17 protein-coding genes and 1 pseudogene are annotated in these 17,828 nt (G+C 71.0%); 6 read left to right on the top strand and 12 right to left on the bottom strand.

Annotation, left to right across the window (positions count from 1 at the left end; translation table 11 throughout):
- Positions 1-164: 164 nt before the first annotated feature.
- Positions 165-893, top strand: coding sequence for a maleylpyruvate isomerase family mycothiol-dependent enzyme (locus ACFTZL_RS08850; RefSeq protein WP_382579817.1), 729 nt, complete (start codon positions 165-167; stop codon positions 891-893).
- Positions 894-914: 21 nt separating this feature from the next.
- Here ACFTZL_RS08850 and ACFTZL_RS08845 read toward each other — a convergent pair whose 3' ends face one another.
- Positions 915-1,310 carry a MarR family winged helix-turn-helix transcriptional regulator gene (locus tag ACFTZL_RS08845; RefSeq protein ID WP_382579815.1) on the bottom strand — a complete coding sequence of 132 codons (396 nt, stop codon included), beginning with the start codon at positions 1,308-1,310 and terminating at the stop codon, positions 915-917.
- Positions 1,311-1,396: 86 nt separating this feature from the next.
- Here ACFTZL_RS08845 and ACFTZL_RS08840 point away from each other — a divergent pair, with 86 nt between their 5' ends.
- Both ACFTZL_RS08840 and ACFTZL_RS08835 read left to right on the top strand, forming a co-directional pair.
- The gene (locus ACFTZL_RS08840; RefSeq protein ID WP_382579813.1) at positions 1,397-2,878 is read left to right on the top strand and encodes an MFS transporter; all 1,482 of its coding nucleotides are present in this window, start codon (positions 1,397-1,399) and stop codon (positions 2,876-2,878) included.
- 180 nt (positions 2,879-3,058) lie between these two features.
- Positions 3,059-4,306, top strand: a complete 1,248-nt coding sequence (locus tag ACFTZL_RS08835; RefSeq protein ID WP_382579812.1) for an ABC transporter substrate-binding protein — start codon at positions 3,059-3,061, stop codon at positions 4,304-4,306.
- A gap of 22 nt (positions 4,307-4,328) precedes the next feature.
- Here the strand turns inward: ACFTZL_RS08835 and ACFTZL_RS08830 are convergent, their stop codons facing one another.
- Genes ACFTZL_RS08830 through ACFTZL_RS08815 form a run of 4 tightly spaced genes read right to left on the bottom strand, consistent with a single transcriptional unit; the run spans position 4,329 to position 7,956 of the window.
- Positions 4,329-5,069 carry an ABC transporter ATP-binding protein gene (locus ACFTZL_RS08830; RefSeq protein ID WP_382579810.1) on the bottom strand — a complete coding sequence of 247 codons (741 nt, stop codon included), beginning with the start codon at positions 5,067-5,069 and terminating at the stop codon, positions 4,329-4,331.
- Positions 5,069-5,968 (bottom strand): ABC transporter ATP-binding protein, encoded by a 900-nt coding sequence (locus tag ACFTZL_RS08825; protein WP_382579808.1) that lies wholly within the window; start codon positions 5,966-5,968, stop codon positions 5,069-5,071. Before ACFTZL_RS08825 ends, ACFTZL_RS08830 begins: the two co-directional genes overlap by 1 nt.
- Positions 5,958-6,950 (bottom strand): branched-chain amino acid ABC transporter permease, encoded by a 993-nt coding sequence (locus tag ACFTZL_RS08820; protein WP_382579806.1) that lies wholly within the window; start codon positions 6,948-6,950, stop codon positions 5,958-5,960. Before ACFTZL_RS08820 ends, ACFTZL_RS08825 begins: the two co-directional genes overlap by 11 nt.
- 10 nt (positions 6,951-6,960) lie before the next feature.
- Entirely contained in the window at positions 6,961-7,956 is a 996-nt protein-coding gene (locus ACFTZL_RS08815) for a branched-chain amino acid ABC transporter permease (RefSeq protein WP_382579804.1), read from the bottom strand.
- A 217-nt stretch (positions 7,957-8,173) separates the two neighbouring features.
- On the opposite strand from ACFTZL_RS08815, the pseudogene ACFTZL_RS08810 reads away from it, so the two are divergent.
- A pseudogene (locus ACFTZL_RS08810) lies at positions 8,174-8,281 on the top strand (DUF6332 family protein); the annotation flags it as partial.
- Here ACFTZL_RS08810 and ACFTZL_RS08805 read toward each other — a convergent pair.
- From ACFTZL_RS08805 to ACFTZL_RS08795, 3 genes are all read right to left on the bottom strand, one after another.
- Complete coding sequence (locus tag ACFTZL_RS08805; RefSeq protein ID WP_382579802.1) at positions 8,242-8,907, bottom strand: response regulator; 666 nt, start codon at positions 8,905-8,907, stop codon at positions 8,242-8,244. The pseudogene ACFTZL_RS08810 and the gene ACFTZL_RS08805 overlap by 40 nt on opposite strands.
- 25 nt (positions 8,908-8,932) lie before the next feature.
- Complete coding sequence (locus ACFTZL_RS08800) at positions 8,933-10,156, bottom strand: sensor histidine kinase (protein ID WP_382579800.1); 1,224 nt, start codon at positions 10,154-10,156, stop codon at positions 8,933-8,935.
- A gap of 360 nt (positions 10,157-10,516) precedes the next feature.
- On the bottom strand, positions 10,517-11,236 hold the full coding sequence (locus ACFTZL_RS08795; protein ID WP_382579798.1) for a TetR/AcrR family transcriptional regulator: 720 nt from the start codon (positions 11,234-11,236) through the stop codon (positions 10,517-10,519).
- 152 nt (positions 11,237-11,388) lie between these two features.
- On the opposite strand from ACFTZL_RS08795, the gene ACFTZL_RS08790 reads away from it, so the two are divergent.
- On the top strand, positions 11,389-11,838 hold the full coding sequence (locus ACFTZL_RS08790; protein WP_382579796.1) for a nitroreductase family deazaflavin-dependent oxidoreductase: 450 nt from the start codon (positions 11,389-11,391) through the stop codon (positions 11,836-11,838).
- Here ACFTZL_RS08790 and ACFTZL_RS08785 read toward each other — a convergent pair.
- Positions 11,822-13,063: a geranylgeranyl reductase family protein gene (locus ACFTZL_RS08785; RefSeq protein WP_382579794.1), complete on the bottom strand. Its 1,242-nt coding sequence runs from the start codon at positions 13,061-13,063 to the stop codon at positions 11,822-11,824. The two genes, ACFTZL_RS08790 and ACFTZL_RS08785, sit on opposite strands and share 17 nt — an antisense overlap.
- A gap of 133 nt (positions 13,064-13,196) precedes the next feature.
- On the opposite strand from ACFTZL_RS08785, the gene ACFTZL_RS08780 reads away from it, so the two are divergent.
- Positions 13,197-14,552, top strand: a complete 1,356-nt coding sequence (locus tag ACFTZL_RS08780) for a dipeptidase (RefSeq protein ID WP_382579793.1) — start codon at positions 13,197-13,199, stop codon at positions 14,550-14,552.
- A 64-nt stretch (positions 14,553-14,616) separates the two neighbouring features.
- Here the strand turns inward: ACFTZL_RS08780 and ACFTZL_RS08775 are convergent, their stop codons facing one another.
- From ACFTZL_RS08775 to ACFTZL_RS08765, 3 genes are read right to left on the bottom strand one after another with little or no spacing between them, the layout of a single operon-like run.
- On the bottom strand, positions 14,617-15,702 hold the full coding sequence (locus ACFTZL_RS08775) for an ABC transporter ATP-binding protein (protein WP_382579792.1): 1,086 nt from the start codon (positions 15,700-15,702) through the stop codon (positions 14,617-14,619).
- Between the two features lie 26 nt (positions 15,703-15,728).
- Positions 15,729-16,853, bottom strand: coding sequence for an ABC transporter ATP-binding protein (locus ACFTZL_RS08770; RefSeq protein ID WP_382579790.1), 1,125 nt, complete (start codon positions 16,851-16,853; stop codon positions 15,729-15,731).
- Positions 16,854-16,879: 26 nt separating this feature from the next.
- On the bottom strand, positions 16,880-17,827 hold the full coding sequence (locus tag ACFTZL_RS08765; RefSeq protein ID WP_382579788.1) for an ABC transporter permease: 948 nt from the start codon (positions 17,825-17,827) through the stop codon (positions 16,880-16,882).
- Position 17,828: the final 1 nt, after the last annotated feature.

Below are 17,828 nucleotides of genomic sequence, written 5' to 3'. Positions count from 1 at the left end.
GCGGCGGTGGCGGCGGCGGTCGGGGCGCTCGTGGGGGCCGCTACGCGGCGGGCGGCCGGAGGCTGAGGGGGGCTGTCGGTGGCTGAGGGGGGGGCTGCCGCTGACAGCGACGTCCCATGGAAATTCCGGGCCTGGAGCGCGCTCCATGAGGCAGACTCGGCGTCATGGAGACCGCCGAGTTCCTGCACGCGCTGGAGTCAGAGGGCCTGTTGCTGGCCGCGGCCGCCGAGGAGGCCGGGACGGACGCGAAGGTGCCGACCTGCCCGGAGTGGCAGGTGCGCGACCTGGTGCGGCACACGGGCACGGTTCACCGCTGGGCCGCGTCGTACGTCGCCGAGGGGCACACCGAGCGCCGTCCGCTGGACGAGGCCCCGGACCTCGAGGGCGCGGAGCTCGTGGCCTGGTACCGCGAGAGCCACCGCCACCTCGTCGACACCCTGGCCGGCGCCTCGCCCGACGTGGAGTGCTGGGCCTTCCTGCCCGCGCCGTCCCCGCTGGCCTTCTGGACCCGGCGGCAGGCGCACGAGACGGCCGTGCACCGGATCGACGCCGAGTCCGCACGCGGGGGCGCGCCGTCCGCCGTCGCCCCGGACTTCGCGACCGACGGCATCGAGGAACTGCTGCGCGGCTTCCACGCCCGCTCCAGGAGCAGGGTGCGCACCCCCGAGCCACGCGTCCTGCGCGTACGCACGGACGACACCGACGCGGTGTGGACCGTACGGCTGTCCTCGGAACCGCCCGTGACCACGCGGGGCGCGACGGACGAGGCGGAGTGCGAACTGTCCGGCCCGGCAGAGCAGTTGTACCTGGCCCTGTGGAACCGGGCCCCCCTGCCGAACGTCACGGGCGACCAGGCGCTCGCCACGCTGTGGCGGGAGGCGTCCGGGGTCTGACCGCTCCGCGCCCCGAGCGGCTCAGTCGTCCGTCAGCATGCGCGCCAGCACCGCGCGCTGCACCGGCAGCACCTCGCCGTGCCGCGCGCGACCCTTGGCCGTGAGCGCGACCTGCACGCCCCGCCGGTCCTCGGAGCACATGCAGCGCTCCACGAGCCCCTCCTTCTCCAGCCGGGCGATCAGCCGCGACAGCGCGCTCTGGCTCAGATGGACCCGCTCGGAGATCTCCTGCACGCGGTAGGACGGAGTGCCCTTCGGCGTCCGGCACCCGGCGAGCACGTCCAGCACCTCGAAGTCGCTGGCGCACAGGCCGTGGCCGTGCAGAGCACGGTCGAGTTCACACTGTGTTCGCGCGTGCAGCGCCAGAATGTCCCGCCACTGTTCCACGAGCGCCTGCTCGGCCTGCTTCGCCGCCATGGGCCGCACCGTAACAGAGAGCCGAGTTCGTTGCACCTGAATTAAATGCACTTGCATCTCATGCATGCGCATGTAGTGTCCTGGGCATGACCTCTCCGCTCACCACCCCCACGTCCGACGGACGTTGGACTCCGCGACTCTGGGGCACCCTGCTGGTGCTCTGCGCCGCGATGTTCCTTGACGCCCTGGACGTGTCCATGGTCGGCGTCGCGCTGCCGTCCATCGGCGCCGACCTCGGCCTGTCGACCTCGGCACTGCAATGGATCGTCAGCGGCTACATCCTCGGCTACGGCGGTCTGCTGCTCCTCGGCGGACGGGCCGCCGACCTGCTGGGCCGGCGTCAGGTCTTCCTGGTGGCGCTGGGCGTCTTCGCGCTGGCCTCGCTGCTCGGCGGTCTCGTCGACTCCGGGCCGCTGCTCATCGCCAGCCGCTTCATCAAGGGCCTGAGCGCGGCCTTCACGGCCCCTGCCGGCCTGTCGATCATCACCACGACGTTCCCCGAAGGCCCGCTGCGCAACCGCGCCCTGGCCATCTACACCACCTGCGGCGCGACCGGCTACTCGATGGGCCTCGTCTTCTCCGGCCTGCTCACGGAGGCCAGCTGGCGCCTCACCATGCTCCTGCCCGCCCCGATCGCGCTGATCGCCCTGCTCGCGGGCCTGAAGCTGCTGCCGCGCGGTGAGCGCGAGCGCGGCCAGGGCGGCTACGACATTCCCGGCGCCGTCCTCGGCACCGCCTCGATGCTGCTGCTCGTCTTCACCGTCGTCGAGGCGCCCGAGGTGGGCTGGGCCGCGGCCCGGACCATCCTGTCCTTCGTCGCCGTGGCCGTACTGCTGGTGGCCTTCGTCGCCGTCGAACGGCGCAGCCCCAGCCCGCTGATCCGGCTCGGCGTGCTGCGCTCGGGTCCGCAAGTGCGCGCCCAACTGGGCGCGTTGACGTTCGTCGGCAGCTACATCGGCTTCCAGTTCCTGGTCACCCTGTACATGCAGCAACTGCTCGGCTGGTCCGCGCTGCACACGGCGCTGGCGTTCCTGCCGGCGGGCGCGCTGGTGGCGCTGTCCGCGACGAAGGTGGGCGCCGTCATCGACCGGTTCGGCACGGCCCGGCTGATGGTGCTCGGCTTCGCCCTGATGGTGGCCGGCTACGTCCTGTTCCTGCGCATCGACCTGAACCCCGTGTACGCGTCGGTGATCCTGCCGACGATGCTGCTGGTCGGCTCGGGCTTCGCGCTGACCTTCCCGTCCTTCAACGTCCAGGCCACCAACGGCGTGGACGAGCACGAGCAGGGCATGGTCTCCGGGCTGCTCAACACCTCGGTCCAGGTGGGCGGCGCGATCTTCCTCGCCGTGGTGACGGCGGTGGTGACCGCGAACAGCCCGGAGAAGGGCGCCGCCACCCCGCAGGCCGTCCTCGACAGCTACCGGCCCGGCCTCGTGGTCGTGACCCTCATCGCCCTCGCCGGCCTGCTGATCACCCTCACGGGCCTGCGGACCCGCCGGGACCAGCCGTCCGTCGTGGTCGCCAAGTCCGACCCCCGGGAGGCGGAGCGCGTCACCGTACGCGACTAGGGAGCGCCTCCCCTTGCGATCAAGACGCCCCGCGTGTCCGCAGCGCGCACGCGCAATCAATCGAAAAAGTGTACGTTTTATACTTTTCCGGACTCCGAATGAGTTCTACGCTCGTGTACAGATGGCGGGCGGAGGGCCGGCCAGTCGATCCTCCGCGGCCTGTAACGAGCGGAGGCGGAGATGAAAGCGTCGATACGGCGGTCCGCGATCTTCGCAAGCGCGGCTGCTCTTGTGATTGCCGTCTGCGGTTCGACGGGCACTGCCCGGGCCGACCCGGGCGATGGTGAGCTCCAGTTCGGCTACGTCCTGCCGGAGACAGGACAGCTGGCCTACCTCGGCCCGCCCCAGATCGAGTCGTTGAAGTTCGCGATAGAGAAGATCAACGACGCCGGCGGGGTCCTGGGCAAGCCCGTGCCCACCGTGGTCTCCAGTGACGAGGCGGGCCAGGAGGCCGTTGCCGCGCAGTCGGCGGACCGGGTCCTCGCGGCAGGCGTGGACGCGATCGTCGGCGCCGCTGCTTCCGGCATGTCGCTGGCGTTCATCGACCGGGTGACCGGAGCGGGCGTCGTGCAGTGTTCGGGGTCGAACACCGCTCCCACCTTCACCGACTACGAGGACGACGGCTTCTACTTCCGTACCGTCCCGAGCGACGCGTTGCAGGGGCCCATCCTGGCGGATGTCGTCCGTGACGACGGCCATGACCGGGTGGCCCTGGTCGCACGGGCGGACGACTACGGGCGCGGCCTGATGGAGGCCACCCGCAAGACGCTGGAGGAACGTGGTGCGACGGTGACGCTCGCCGAGACCTACGACCCGAAGGCGACCAACTTCGACCAGGTCGTCCAGCAGATGGAGAACTCCAGGCCGGACGCCGCCGTGGTGATCGCCTTCGAGGAAGGCACCCAGATCCTGCAGGGCATGATCGAGTCCGGACTCGGGCCCGACCGGATCGGCGTCTACGGCGCCGACGGACTGCGCAGCGAGGAGCTGCCCTCCCTGGTCTCCCCGGGCCAGCCCGAGAAGCTCTCCGGGATGAAGGGGACCGCGCCGGCGTCGGCGGCGAACGAGCAGTACGTGAAGGACCTCATGGAATTCGCGCCGGATCTGAAGGAGCTGCAGTTCGCACCGCAGGTGTTCGACTGCGTGACGACGATCGCGCTCGCCGCCGAGAAGGCCGAGTCCGACGACCCCGGCGAGTACGTGAAGGAGATGAACGGGATCACCAAGGACGGCGAGAAGTGCAACTCGTTCGCCGCCTGCAAGGAGCTGCTCGCCGACGGCAGGGACATCGACTACAACGGTGTGAGCGGGCCGCTCGACTTCACCGACAAGGGCGAACCCGGCCAAGCGACGATCGAGGTGTACGGCTACAACGACGAGGGAAAGCTGCAGACCCTGCGCACCGAGACCAGCACGGCCGAGCAGTGACCGGGAGGACCGACAGCGGAAGTCAACGGACGCGGGCGAGCGTGCCGAGGTAGAGCTCGATCACCTTCTCGTCGTGCAGCAGGGCCGTACCCGTGCCGGTGTACGCGTTGCGGCCCTGGTCGAGGACGTAGCCGCGGTCGCAGAGCTGCAGGCACCTGCGGGCGTTCTGCTCGACCATGAGCACGGCGACGCCCGCGCTGTTGATCATTCTGCACCGGTCGAAGACGTGGTCCTGATGGAGCGGTGAGAGGCCGGCCGACGGCTCGTCGAGCAGCAGCAGCTGCGGCTCCATCATCAGCGCGCGGGCCATCGCGAGCATCTGGCGCTCGCCGCCGGACATCGCGCCGGCCTTCTGCTTGCGGCGGTCGGCCAGCACGGGGAAGAGCTCCTCGACCGCCGCGACCCGCCGCGCGTGGTCCTTGGGCCGCAGGTACACACCCATCCGCAGGTTCTCCTCGACGGTCAGCGTGGGGAACACGTTCTGGAGCTGCGGTACGTAGCCCACGCCCCGCCGGACCAGCTCGTGCGCGGGCCGGCCGGTCACGTCCTCACCGCGCAGCCGCACGGTCCCGCCGCGCACCCGCAGCAGCCCGAAGACGGCCTTGACCAGGGTCGACTTGCCGGCGCCGTTGGGGCCGATCACGCCGACCACCTCGCCCGGCCGCACCTCGATGCTGCATCCGCGCAGCACGTCGACACCGGGGACATAACCGGCGACGATGTCGTCGGCCGCCAGCACCGGTGCCTGCTCCTCGGCGGACATCACTGCTCCCCCTTCCGCTTCTCGTCCTCGTTCTCGTTCTCTTTCTCTTCGGTCGCATCCGGTTCGTCGTGCCGCTTGCCCAGATAGGCGTCCACGACGGCGGCGTTCCGGCCGATCGTGTGCGGTGGGCCCTCGGCCACCAGGTGCCCGTCGGCCATGACGGCCACCCAGTCGCTGATGCCCATCACCACGTCCATGTCGTGCTCGACGAAGCACACCGTCAGCCCCTCGTCGCGCAGCCGGGTGATGTGTCCGAGCAGCGACTGGGTCAGCGCGGGGTTCACCCCGGCCATGGGCTCGTCGAGCAGGAGCATGACCGGCCGGGCCATCAACGCGCGGGCCAGTTCCAGCAGTTTGCGCTGGCCCCCGGAGAGCGTGCCGGCATGGTCGTCGCGCAGGGGCCCGAGCCGGAACCGGTCCAGCAGTTCGTCGGCCCGGCGCTCGAGCTCCCGCTCCTGGCCGCGCCACACCGGTCGCAGCAGCGCGGGCAGCACCCGCTCGCCACGTTGCCCGGGCGCGGCGAGCAGCAGGTTCTCCAGCACCGTGAGCCGGGCGAGCGCCCTGGAGAGCTGGAACGTACGGACCAGTCCCCGCCGCGCCACCCGGTGGGCCGGGGAGCCGGTGAGCGGCTGCCCTTCGAACGACCACCGGCCGCCGTCGGCCCGGTCGAACCCGCTCACCACGTTGAACAGCGTGGTCTTGCCGGCGCCGTTGGGCCCGATGAGCGCCGTGATGGCCCCGCGCTGCACCTCCAGGTGCTCGACCCGCACGGCGACGAGGCCGCCGAAGGTGCGGGTCACCTGGTCCAGGACCAGCAGAGGGTCGGGCTTGCGCACCCCCGGCTCGGGATCGATCGCGGAGAGCCGGTCCGGGTGGGACACGACACGGTCAGCGTCCACTGAGCAACATCTCCTTCCGGCTGCCGAGGATGCCCTGTGGCCGGAACGCGACCAGCAGGATCAAAGCGACCCCGACCAGGGCGAAGCGCACCGCGCCGACCTCCGACGTACTGATGAGGTCCGGCGAGATGTACTCGGCGTCGATGGCCTGGCGGAGCGCGCTGTCGAGGAAGCTGAGGACGAACCAGAACAGGATCGATCCGACGACCGGCCCGAGGATCCGCCCGGCACCTCCGAGCACGAGGAGCGTGTACAGGAAGAACGTGACGGCCGGGTCGTAGTTGTCCGGGTTCACGGACTGCACCTGGATCGCCTGCATCATGCCCGCGACAGCCCCGATGACGCCGCCGAGCACCAGGCTCTGCATCTTGTACGCGTAGACGTTCTTGCCGAGGCTGCGCGCGGCGACCTCGTCCTCACGGATCGACCGGATGACCCGGCCCCATGGGCTGTGGATCAGCAGGGCGAGCAGACTTCCGACCACGAGCACCAGCGCCCATCCGACGATCATCACCCAGAGGTCGCGGGAGCTGAACCTCACGAGCCACACGCCGTAGGTGCCGGGCTCGATGGGGCTGAGCGCGTAGAAGTCGTTCGCGAACCTCTGCAGCCCGAACACCCCACCGGTGACCGGCTCGGCCCAGCTCGAGCGGTAGAACAGCCGTAGCGTCTCCCCCGCCGCGATCGTGGTGATCGCGAGGTAGTCGGCGCGCAGCCGCAGGGTGGGCAGGCCGAGGAGCAGGGCCAGCACGATCGCGCAGGCGATTCCCCCCAGGACGCCGAGCCACATCGGGCCGTCGTACGTCGACACCGTGATGGCGAGTCCGTAGCCGCCGACCAGCATGAATCCGACCTGGCCGAAGTTCAGCAGCCCCGTGTAACCGAAGTGCAGGTTCAGCCCCATCGCGGCGAGCGCGTAGACCGCGGCGATGGGGCCGATTCCCGAGCGCAGGGCGTCGGAGAGGATGGCCGAGAAGTCCATGGCGCACCCCTCACCCGACGCGTTCGGCCCGGCCGAGGATGCCCTGCGGCCGGACGAGGAGGACGAGGATGAGGACGAGCAGCGCCCAGGCGTACTGCAGGTCGACCGGGAACCACAGGGTGGACATCTGGGCGACGACGCCGATGACGAGGCTGCCGACCATCGCACCGTAGGCGGAGCCGAGGCCGCCCAGGATGATCCCCGCGAACATGAGCAGCAGGAGCTTGAAGCCCATGTCCCAGGTGACGATCTCCACCAGGCCGAAGAAGACCCCGCCGAGCGCGGCCAGTCCGCCGGCGAGCATCCACACGAACAGCACCACCCGCTGCACGTCGATGCCCGACGCCTCCGCGAGGTCCCGGTTGGCGGCGACGGCCCGCACGGCCGTGCCGATCCGCGTCTTCTGCAGGAGCGCGGCGATGCCGAGCAGCACCAGTACGGAGAGCAGGGTGACGGTGAGGTCCCGTGGGGTGATACCGGCCGGCCCGAGGCCGATCGTGCTCTGGATGTCGTACTGGGCGTAGGAGGCGGGCCGGGTTCCGTACAGCACGAGCACGATGTGCCGCAGCAGCAGCGAGAGCCCGATGGTGACGATGAACATGTTGATCAGTCCGGTGCCCCGAGCCCGCAGCGGGCGCCAGATGCCGCGGTCGACCGCCCAGCCCAGCAGGGCGCCGCAGACCACCGCGGCGAGGGCGGCGGGAATCAGGTGCCAGCCCGGGCCGGCCGCGGAGGCGTTGAGGAAGAACGCGACGGTGGCGCCGATCGTGACGAACTCACCGTGCGCGAAGTTGATCAAATGGATGGTGCCGAAGATCAGCGAGAGCCCGACCGCTGTGATCGCGATGATCACTCCGAACTGGATGCCGTCGATCAGCGCCTGCAGAGCGCGCGCGGCGAACGTGGGGCCGCGCGGGACTTCCTCACCCTGTGCCCGCGTGGAGATCGCGGGCACCATCACGAGGATCAGGGCGAAGGCCGGTACGAGCATCCGCTGATAGCGCACGGTGGTTCCGGTACGTCACGAACGTCCCTTATGGGCTCAGTGTAAGCGCAGGTCGGGGCGGTGACACGGACAGTGGGCCCGGTGCGGGTGCCCAGGAACGCCTCCCGAGCGCGCCCGGCGGGACGCTTGCCGACCGGGCGCCCTGTTTGACTCGCCGTATGACGAGTCACGGCGGACGGCGCACTCAGGCCGAACGGGACGCGGTCAGCTGCCGGGCGCCGGGCTGGTGCTCGCGCTCTTCGTCGCCCGGGTCGTCAGTGTGCTGGTCCGGTTCCGGTCGGGGGCTCAGCCCAGCCAGCCCGGCCGCACCAGCCCCGACTCGTAGGCGAGCACGACCAGTTGGGCCCGGTCACGGGCGCCGAGCTTCACCATGGTGCGGCTGACGTGGGTCTTCGCGGTGAGCGGGCTGACGACCAGCCGGCGGGCGATCTCCTCGTTGGACAGGCCGATGCCGACCAGGGCCATCACCTCCCGCTCCCGCTCGGTGAGCCCCGTCAGGGCGTCGGCCGCCGCGGGCTCCTTGGAGCGGGCCGCGAACTCGGCGATCAGCCGGCGCGTCACCCCCGGCGAGAGCAGTGCGTCGCCCGCGACCACCGCCCGCACCGCGCGCAGGAGTTCGTCCGGCTCGGTGTCCTTGACCAGGAAGCCGGAGGCACCCGAGCGGATCGCCTCGAAGACGTACTCGTCGAGCTCGAAGGTGGTGAGCATGACCACCTTGACGTCCTTCAGCCCCGCGTCCTCGGTGACCCGCCGGGTCGCGGCCAGGCCGTCGAGCACGGGCATACGGATGTCCATCAGGACGACGTCGGGCCGCAGTTCGCGGATCCGGCGCACGGCCTCCTCGCCGTCGGCGGCCTCCGCGGCCACCTCGATGTCCGGCTGTGCGTCGAGCAGCGCCCGGAACCCTGCCCGGACCAGTGACTGGTCGTCGGCGAGCAGTACGCGGATCACCCGGTCCTCCTGTGTCGGTTCTGGCTCATGTGCCGACGGGTGCCGTCAGCGGCAGTACGGCGAGCACCTGGAAACCGCCGTCCGGGCCGGGCCCCGCCTCGATGGTGCCACCCAGCGCGGCGGCCCGCTCCCGCATCCCGACCAGCCCGTTGCCGCTGCCGCCCGCGTCGGCGCCGGTCGCGGGCCCGTCGTCGTCGACCCGCAGCCGCAGCACGTCCGCGTCGTGGGCGAGGTGCACGCGCGCGTGCCGCGAACCCGAGTGCCGTACGACGTTGGTCAGGGCCTCCTGGACGATCCGGAAGGCGGCGAGGTCCGTGCCGGGCGGGAGGCGCGGCGGCTCTCCTTCCAGCTCGACCGTGAGACCCGCGCTCGCCGCCTGCTCCACCAGCTCGGGCAGCCGGTCGAGCCCGGGCGCCGGGGCGCGCGGCGCGGCACCGGGCGCGCGCAGGGTGTCGAGCACCTGGCGTACCTCGCCGAGCGCCTCTTTGCTCTGGTCCTTGATCGTGGTGAGCGCCGTACGGGCCTGCTCGGGGTCGGAGTCGAGGAGCGCGAGGCCGACCCCCGCCTGCACATTGATCACGGAGATGCTGTGCGCGAGGACGTCGTGCAGCTCCTGTGCGATCCGCAGCCGCTCCTCATCGGCCCGCCGCCGCGCGGCCTCGGCCCGCTCGGCCCGCTCCCGGGCCCACTGCTCGCGCCGGACCCGGAACAGCTCGGACACCGCCGCGATCGCCACCACCCAGGTGGCGACGACGATCTCCTCGCCCCAGGAGACGGCGGAGTCCCCCGACGGCGGCAGCCACTGATAGAGCCAGTGCGCCACCAGGACGTGCCCGGCCCAGAGCGTTCCCATCGCGGCCCACGCCGCCCAGCGGTGCCCGGCGACGATCGCGCTGAAGCACGCCAGCGCGACGGTGAAGAGCACCGGGCCGTACGGATACCCGGCCCCCAGGTAGAGCATGACGGCGCCCGCCGTGCCGAAGACCACGGCCACCGGATACCGCTTCCGCCACAGCAGCAGCCCCCCGGCCACCAGCAGCAGCACGCGCGCGAACGGGTCGAGCGCCGCCCGCTCGCCCTCCTGGCCGTGCGCGGCGAAGTTCGAGCCGACCAGCACGAAGACCGTGACCGCGACGGTGGACCGCCAGGGCCAGCGGGGCGCACGCTCCCCCTCTCCCCACCGGTCCCACCACGGAGGCCCGTGGCGCCACCACTGCGGCGGGCCGCCCCGCGCGCGCTGCTCGTCCATACCGGCCACGCTAGACGCCGCCCGCCCGAAGCGGCGTCACCCGAGCGTGGTGATCACGCGTACTCCCCGGGAAGTACATACACGGCCGCCGGGCTTCCCGGGCACACCAATCCGCCGTCTGGGCTTTCAGAACGGGGCGTGGCGCTTGGACGTGCGCTACGTCGAGATCCTCGGCATCGTCGACCGAGCCGTGTTCGACGGGTCTCCGTACGGCAGGGCCATGACCCCGATGATGCCGTTCGTCGACGAACTCCTCGCGGTCGGCGGCGGTGCGCTCAACTTCGCGATCAACGTCTCCGGCGGACCGGATCACGATCACCGCGCTTCTCCTGAGCGAGGGCACTCCGCCCACCGCCGACATCAGCGGCCTGGCGCTGCGCCCTCTGTAGGTCCGGGTACCAGCCCCACGCCCTGGGCGAGTTGCCCCGCCGCGTGCCGGAAGAACGGCCCCCGGTCCTCCACGACCCGGTGGAACTGGCCGAACAGCTCGAAGCCGACCAGGCCGTACAGCTGGGCCCAGGCCGCGACAAGAGCCGTCACCGTCTCCGGCGGGAGGTCCGGCGCGAGGTCGGCGGCCATCCGCTCGGCCTCCGGGCGCAGGTCGGCCGGCAGCGACGGCTTGGCCAGACCCGGGCCGCGGTAGGCGTCGCGCACGATGCCGAAGAACAGCAGTCCGACGCGGGAGGCGGCCGGGACGGTGGTGTCGGGGGCGGTGTAGCCGGGGACGGGAGATCCGTAGATGAGCGCGTACTCGTGCGGACGGTCCAGCGCCCAGCCCCGCACCGCCTCGCACACGGCGATCCAGCGCTGCTGCGGCCCGGAGCCGGCGGCCGCGTCGTGGGCCGCCTCGGCGGACTCGCCGAGGGAGTCGTACGCGTCGATGATGAGTGCGGTCAGCAGGTCGTCACGGCTGGGGAAGTAGCGGTACAGCGCGGAGGAGACCATGCCGAGCTCACGGGCCACGGCCCGCAGGGAGAGCCTGGCGGCGCCCTCGGCCGCGAGCTGTCTGCGGGCCTCGTCCTTGATGGCCGCGGTGACTTCGATCCTGGCCCGGGCCCGGGCGCCGTGTGTGGTGCTCATACGAGGAAGTGTGCCATGAAAGCAGAGCAGTGCACACAAAAGAGAGCAGTGCTCTTGCTTCGGAGCGCCTGCTCGGGCAGACTGAACCCAGCGAGAGAGAGCAGTGCTCACAAAAGAGAGCGCCGCTCCACCCAAAGAGACCAGGGGACCCCATGTCCACACACGTCCAGAAGCCCGGCTGGCTCACCGTGAACGTCCTCAACCGCTTCGTGGCCTGGATGACCCGCCGCGGCATCAGCGTCTGGGGCTCCCGCGTCCTCGCCGTCCGCGGACGCAAGAGCGGCCAGTGGCGCACCACCCCGGTCAACCTGATGACCCTGGACGGCCGGCAGTACCTGGTCGCGCCCCGCGGCCATGTCCAGTGGACGCACAACATGCGTGCCGCGGGCGGCGGCGAGCTGCACCTCGGCAAGCACGTGGACACGTTCACCGCGACCGAGGTCGCCGACGACGACAAGACCCCGGTCCTGCGCGCCTACCTCAAGCGCTGGAAGGCGGAGGTCGGGGTCTTCTTCAACGGAGTGGGCCCGGACTCCCCGGACGACGAGCTGCGCCGGATCGCCCCCGACCACCCGGTCTTCGAGATCACGGTGACGAGCTGACCTCGCCGCTCGCCGTGGGACGGCGGTCCACCGTCGTCAGCGCCCGCTGGGCCATGGGATGGGTGCGGACGATCTCGCCCAGCGACGTCGCGCCCCGCGTGATGTCCTTGAAGCCCTTCCAGGCCGGGCGAAGGCTCATCAGCGCCGCGTGGAACAGACCGGGGCGACGCTCGAACGCCGTCAGCAGCCGCTTGCCGACGCTCATCTCCACGCCGAGCCCGGCCTTGACCGCGAACGCGTAGTTGAGGGCCTGCCGGCGCGTGTCCACGGCGTCGTGCGCCTCGGCGATCCGCACCGCCCACTCCCCCGCGAGCCGGCCGGACCGCAGCGCGAAGGAGATGCCCTCGCGGGTCCACGGCTCCAGCAGCCCCGCCGCGTCGCCGCAGACCAGCACCCGGCCGCGTGACAGCGGCGAGTCGTCGGCCCGGCAGCGGGTCAAGTGCCCGGAGGAGATGCTCGGTTCGAAGCCGGCGAGTCCCAGCCGGCCGATGAACTCCTCCAAGTACCGCTTCGTCGCGGTACCTTCGCCCCGCGCCGAGATCACCCCGACCGTCAGGGTGTCGCCCTTGGGGAAGACCCAGCCGTAACTGCCGGGCAGGGGGCCCCAGTCGATGAGCACCCGCCCCTTCCAGTCCTCGGCGACGGTCTCCGGCACCGGGATCTCCGCCTCCAGGCCGAGATCCACCTGGTCGACCTTGACCCCGACATGCGCCCCTATGCGGCTGGCGCTGCCGTCCGCCCCGACCACCGACCGCGCGAGCAGGACCTCGCCGCCCTGCAGGACGACGGCGACCGTGCGCCGGTCCGGCACCGCCGAGCCGTGCTGCTCGACCCGCTGGACGGTGACGCCCGTACGCAGTTCGGCGCCCGCCTTCTGCGCGTGCTCGACGAGCCGCTGGTCGAACTCGGGCCGGTTGATCAGCCCGAACAGCATCTGCTTGGACCGGCGGGTCCGCGTGAAGCGTCCGTTGTGCGAGAACGTCACCGCGTGCACCCGGTCCTTGAGCGGCAGCTCGAAGCCGGGCGGAAGGGCGTCGCGCGAGGGGCCGATGATGCCGCCGCCGCACGTCTTGTACCGCGGCAGCTCCGCCTTCTCCACCAACAGCACGCGTCTCCCGGCGACCGCCGCCGCGTACGCGGCCGAAGCTCCCGCGGGTCCCGCGCCCACCACGACGACGTCCCACACCTGCCGCACGTCGTCCGCCGAAGAGTTCTCGCTGCTCACGATGGTCTACTGCTCCCGATCAAGCCGCCTGCCCTGCTGTCTCCCGCATCCTACGGCGGACCTGGTCACAGCCCGCTGTGGGAGGATCTACAGCACTCAACTCTTCAACGTCGCACCCACAAGGAGCGTGCCCATGTCGTCGAATCCGGTCGCCGAGACCGTCGCCTCGCTGATGCCGGGGGCGATGGCGGAGCTCACCGAACTGGTGGCCTTCCGGTCGGTGGCGGACTTCGACCAGTTCCCGAGGAGTGAGAGCGAGGGCGCCGCGCGCTGGGTCGCGGACGCGCTCGCCGCCGAGGGATTCCAGGACGTGGCCCTGCTCGACACCCCCGACGGGACACAGTCGGTCTACGGGTACCTCCCCGGTCCGGCGGGCGCGAAGACCGTCCTGCTCTACGCCCACTACGACGTGCAGCCGCCGTTGGACGAGGCCGGCTGGACCACGCCGCCGTTCGAGCTGACCGAGCGGGACGGACGCTGGTACGGGCGTGGCTCCGCCGACTGCAAGGGCGGTGTGATCATGCATCTGCTGGCGCTGCGGGCGCTGAAGGCGAACGGCGGTGTGCCCGTCCACGTCAAGGTGATCGTGGAAGGCTCGGAGGAGCAGGGCACGGGCGGTCTGGAGCGGTACGCCGAGGAGCACCCGGGCCTGCTGGAGGCCGACACCATCGTCATCGGCGACGCGGGCAACTTCCGCGTCGGCCTGCCGACCGTGACCTCCACCCTGCGCGGTATGACCCTCGTCCGCGTCGGCGTCGACACGCTCGCGGGCAATCTGCACTCCGGCCAGTTCGGCGGTGCCGCGCCCGACGCGCTCGCCGCCCTGATCCGCGTCCTGGACTCGCTGCGCGCCGAGGACGGTTCGACGACCGTCGAGGGGCTCGCCTCGGACACGGCCTGGGAGGGGTTGCAGTACGACGAGGAGCAGTTCCGGCAGGACGCCAAGGTTTTGGACGGCGTCGAGCTGATCGGGTCCGGCACGGTCGCCGACCGTATCTGGTCGCGCCCGGCCGTCACGGTCATCGGCATCGACTGCCCGCCGGTCGTCGGCGCCACCCCGTCCGTGCAGTCGAGCGCCCGCGCGCTGATCAGCCTGCGGGTCCCGCCGGGCGTGGACGCGGGCGCGGCGACCAAGCTGCTCCAGGCGCACCTGGAGGCGCACACGCCGTGGGGCGCGCGGGTGAGCACCGAGCAGGTCGGCGAGGGCCAGCCCTTCCGTGCCGACACCACCAGCCCGGCCTACCAGGCCATGGCCGCCGCGATGGCGGTGGCGTACCCGGGCCAGGAGATGCAGTACGCGGGCCAGGGCGGCTCCATCCCGCTGTGCAACACCCTCGCCGCCCTCTACCCGCGTGCGGAGATCCTGCTCATCGGGCTGAGCGAGCCGGAGGCCCAGATCCACGCGGTGAACGAGAGCGTGTCCCCCGAGGAACTGGAGCGGCTGTCGGTGGCAGAGGCACTGTTCCTGCGCACCTACGCGTCGAGCTGACCGCTCTGCCCTCAGCACGGGGGCAGGCGGCTCGGGCGCTGCGGAGCGCGGTGGTCGACGCCGCCTAGTCGAGCGCCGGGTCCAGGACGATGTCCTCCTCGCGTGCGGTGAGGGACGGCTCCTCGGGAAAGTGGCAGGCCGTCAGATGGCCTGCGGGACTGCCCTCGACACGCACCAGCCGTGGTTCCTCGGTGGCGCACCTGTCCTGGGCCTTCCAGCAGCGGGTGCGGAAGCGGCAGCCGGAGGGCGGGTCGATCGGGGAGGGCACGTCCCCGGCCAGCCGGATGCGTTCGCGCCGCTCCGTGGCGTCCGGGTCGGCCTCGGGTACGGCGGACAGCAGCGCGTGGGTGTAGGGGTGCCGTGGGCGAGTGTAGAGGGACTCGCGGTCGGCGACCTCGACGATCTTGCCGAGGTACATCACGGCGACCCGTTCGGAGAAGTGCCGTACGACGGCGAGGTCGTGGGCGATGAAGACGAAGGCGATGCCGAACTCCCGCTGGAGGTCCTGGAGCAGATTGACGACCTGCGCCTGGATGGAGACGTCGAGCGCTGAGACGGGTTCGTCGGCGACGATCAGCTTCGGCCTGAGGGCGAGGGCCCGGGCGATGCCGATGCGCTGGCGCTGGCCTCCGGAGAACTCGTTCGGGTAGCGGTTGTAGTGCTCGGGGTTGAGGCCCACGGTCTCCAGGAGTTCCTGGACGCGCCGCTTGTGGCCCTGGGGCGGGTTGATGCCGTTGAGCCGCATCGGCGTCTCGACGATGGTGCCGACGGTGTGCCGGGGGTTCAGCGACGAGTACGGGTCCTGGAAGATCATCTGGAGGTTGCGGCGGGCTTCCCGCATCCGTGCGGCGGGCCGGTGGGTGATGTCCTCGCCGTCGAACAGGACGGAGCCGCCGGTGGGTTCGAGCAGCCGGGTGATGAGGCGGCCGGTGGTCGACTTGCCGCAGCCGGACTCGCCGACCAGACCCAGCGACTCGCCGGGCCCGACCGCGAAGTCGATGCCGTCGACGGCTCGTACGGCCCCGATCTGCCGCTGGAAGATGATGCCTTGCCGGAGGGGGAAGTGCTTCTGCAGACCCCGTACTTCGAGGAGGTTCTCGCCGGTGGGGAGGTCGGTGGTCTGCCAGGTGAGGGGCTGGGTGGTGCTCACGGCATGCTCCCTTTCGTCCGCCGCCTTCACTGCGCGTCCCGTGCGGCTGCGGCGCCGCGGTCGTCGGGGCCGGATCCGCCACGGCCGTCCGGGCCGGATCCGCCGCGGATCTCCTGCTTGGCCTCGTCGGTGAGATGGCAGGCGGCGAGGTGCCCCGCGGTGCCGGGGACGAGGCGCAGCTCGGGCCGTTCCACGGTGCACCGCCCCTCCGGCACCCAGCCCTTGTAGGCGCAGCGGGGGTTGAAGGAGCAGCCGTCCGGCAGGTTGATCAGGCTCGGCGGTGTGCCGGGGATCGGGTTCAGTCGCTCGCCGACGTCGCCGGTGAGGTGCGGCATCGACTGCAACAGGCCCCAGGTGTAGGGGTGCTGAGGCTGCTTGAGCACCTCACGCGTGGTGCCGTACTCGATCCGGCGGCCGCCGTACATCACCAGGATGTCGTCGGCGACGTCGGAGACCACGCCGAGGTCGTGCGTGATGATGACGACGGCGGAGCCGAACTCCTCCTGCAGATCGCGGATCAGGTCGAGGATCTGGGCCTGGACGGTGACGTCCAGGGCGGTGGTGGGTTCGTCGGCGATGAGCAGGGCGGGGTCGCAGACCAGGGACATGGCGATCATGGCGCGCTGGCGCATGCCGCCGGAGAACTGGTGCGGATAGTCCCTGACGCGGCGCTCGGGCTGCGGGATGCCGACCCGCTTCAGCATCTCCACCGCCCGCTCCCTGGCCTCCTTCTTGGAGACCTTGTGGTGCACGCGGTAGGCCTCGGCGATCTGCGCGCCGACGGTGAAGAAGGGGTGCAGCGCGGACAGCGGGTCCTGGAAGATCATGGAGACCGTACGGCCGCGCAGTTCGCGCATCTCGGCCTCGGGCAGGGCGACGAGTTCCCTGCCCTCCAGCCGGATCTCGCCGGAGACCCGGGCGCGGGTGCCCTTGTGCAGTCCGAGCAGGGCCAGCGAGGTCACCGACTTGCCGGAGCCGGACTCGCCGACGATGCCGAGGGTCCTGCCCTTCTCCAGGGTGAAGGAGACGCCGTCGACGGACTTGACGAGGCCGTCCTCGGTCGGGAAGTGCACCCTCAGGTCGCGTACGTCGAGGAAGGGTGCGGGCGCGGGCGCGACGTCCGCGGGCTGCGGTGAGGTCTGAACGGACACGGGTGTTCCTAAGGACGAGTAAGGGCTCAGGCGAGGCGTACGCGCGGGTCGACGAGGCCGTAGACCAGGTCGACGACGACGTTGGCGAGGACGACGAACGTCGCGGCGAAGAGCGTGGTGCCGAGGATGACCGGCAGGTCGGAGTTCTGAACGGAGTCGACGGCGAGCTTGCCGATGCCGTTGATGCCGAAGACCGACTCGGTGATGACCGCGGAGCCGCCGATCAGGGAGCCGACGTCCATGCCGAAGATGGTGATGATCGGGGTGATGGCGGCCCGCAGCCCGTGCTTGAGGACGACGGTGGCGGCCGGCAGTCCCTTGGCGCGGGCGGTGCGCATGTAGTCCTCGGCGAAGACCTCCAGCATGGAGGAGCGGGTGAGCCGGGTGTACATCGCGAGGTAGACGATGACGAGGGTGGTCCACGGCAGGATCAGCCCCTGGAACCAGCCGGCCGGGTCCTCGGTGATCGGCGTGTAGCCGGAGGTCGGCAGGATCTGGAACTTGTCGACGAAGAGATACAGCAGGAGCAGGCCGATGAAGTAGATCTGCACCGACACGCCGAACAGGGCCAGTCCGACCGCCGCCTTGTCGGCCGCCCTGCCCCTGCGGACCGCGGCGACGGTGCCGAGGCCGACCCCCAGGATCAGGAACGCCACCGCGGCGCCGAGACCGAGGGAGAGGTCCGCCGGGAAGTCCTGCAGCAGCGTGGTCAGGACCGGGGTGTCGGTCTGGAAGGAGACGCCGAGGCAGGGCGCGCCGCAGTGGATGCGGACGCTCTGGTCGCCGAAGTCCCGCCCGGCGACCAGCCCCTTGAGGAACTCCCAGTACTGCGTCAGATAGCTCCGGTCCAGGCCCAGCGAGTGTTTGATCTCCGCGAGGCGGGAGGGGGAGCAGGTCTTTCCGCAGGCCAGGAGTGCGGGGTCGGACGGCAGCGCGAAGAAGATGAAGAAGGTGATCGTGGTGATCACCAGCATG

Origin of the sequence: Streptomyces sp. NPDC056948 (assembly GCF_042674225.1) — a bacterium.
Lineage (GTDB): Bacteria > Actinomycetota > Actinomycetes > Streptomycetales > Streptomycetaceae > Streptomyces > Streptomyces purpurascens.
Note: the sequence above shows the minus strand (reverse complement) of the source record. Positions and strands in the feature narration are given on the sequence as shown.

Excerpts from the sequence above, each read along its gene's own strand:
- ACFTZL_RS08780 (WP_382579793.1), top strand. The coding sequence starts at position 13,197 with ATGTCGTCGAATCCGGTCGCCGAGACCGTCGCCTCGCTGATGCCGGGG.
- ACFTZL_RS08790 (WP_382579796.1), top strand. The coding sequence starts at position 11,389 with ATGTCCACACACGTCCAGAAGCCCGGCTGGCTCACCGTGAACGTCCTC.
- ACFTZL_RS08830 (WP_382579810.1), bottom strand. The coding sequence starts at position 5,069 with ATGTCCGCCGAGGAGCAGGCACCGGTGCTGGCGGCCGACGACATCGTC.
- ACFTZL_RS08800 (WP_382579800.1), bottom strand. The coding sequence starts at position 10,156 with ATGGACGAGCAGCGCGCGCGGGGCGGCCCGCCGCAGTGGTGGCGCCAC.
- ACFTZL_RS08850 (WP_382579817.1), top strand. The coding sequence starts at position 165 with ATGGAGACCGCCGAGTTCCTGCACGCGCTGGAGTCAGAGGGCCTGTTG.
- ACFTZL_RS08840 (WP_382579813.1), top strand. The coding sequence starts at position 1,397 with ATGACCTCTCCGCTCACCACCCCCACGTCCGACGGACGTTGGACTCCG.
- ACFTZL_RS08845 (WP_382579815.1), bottom strand. The coding sequence starts at position 1,310 with ATGGCGGCGAAGCAGGCCGAGCAGGCGCTCGTGGAACAGTGGCGGGAC.
- ACFTZL_RS08835 (WP_382579812.1), top strand. The coding sequence starts at position 3,059 with ATGAAAGCGTCGATACGGCGGTCCGCGATCTTCGCAAGCGCGGCTGCT.
- ACFTZL_RS08795 (WP_382579798.1), bottom strand. The coding sequence starts at position 11,236 with ATGAGCACCACACACGGCGCCCGGGCCCGGGCCAGGATCGAAGTCACC.
- ACFTZL_RS08820 (WP_382579806.1), bottom strand. The coding sequence starts at position 6,950 with ATGGACTTCTCGGCCATCCTCTCCGACGCCCTGCGCTCGGGAATCGGC.
- ACFTZL_RS08765 (WP_382579788.1), bottom strand. The coding sequence starts at position 17,827 with ATGCTGGTGATCACCACGATCACCTTCTTCATCTTCTTCGCGCTGCCG.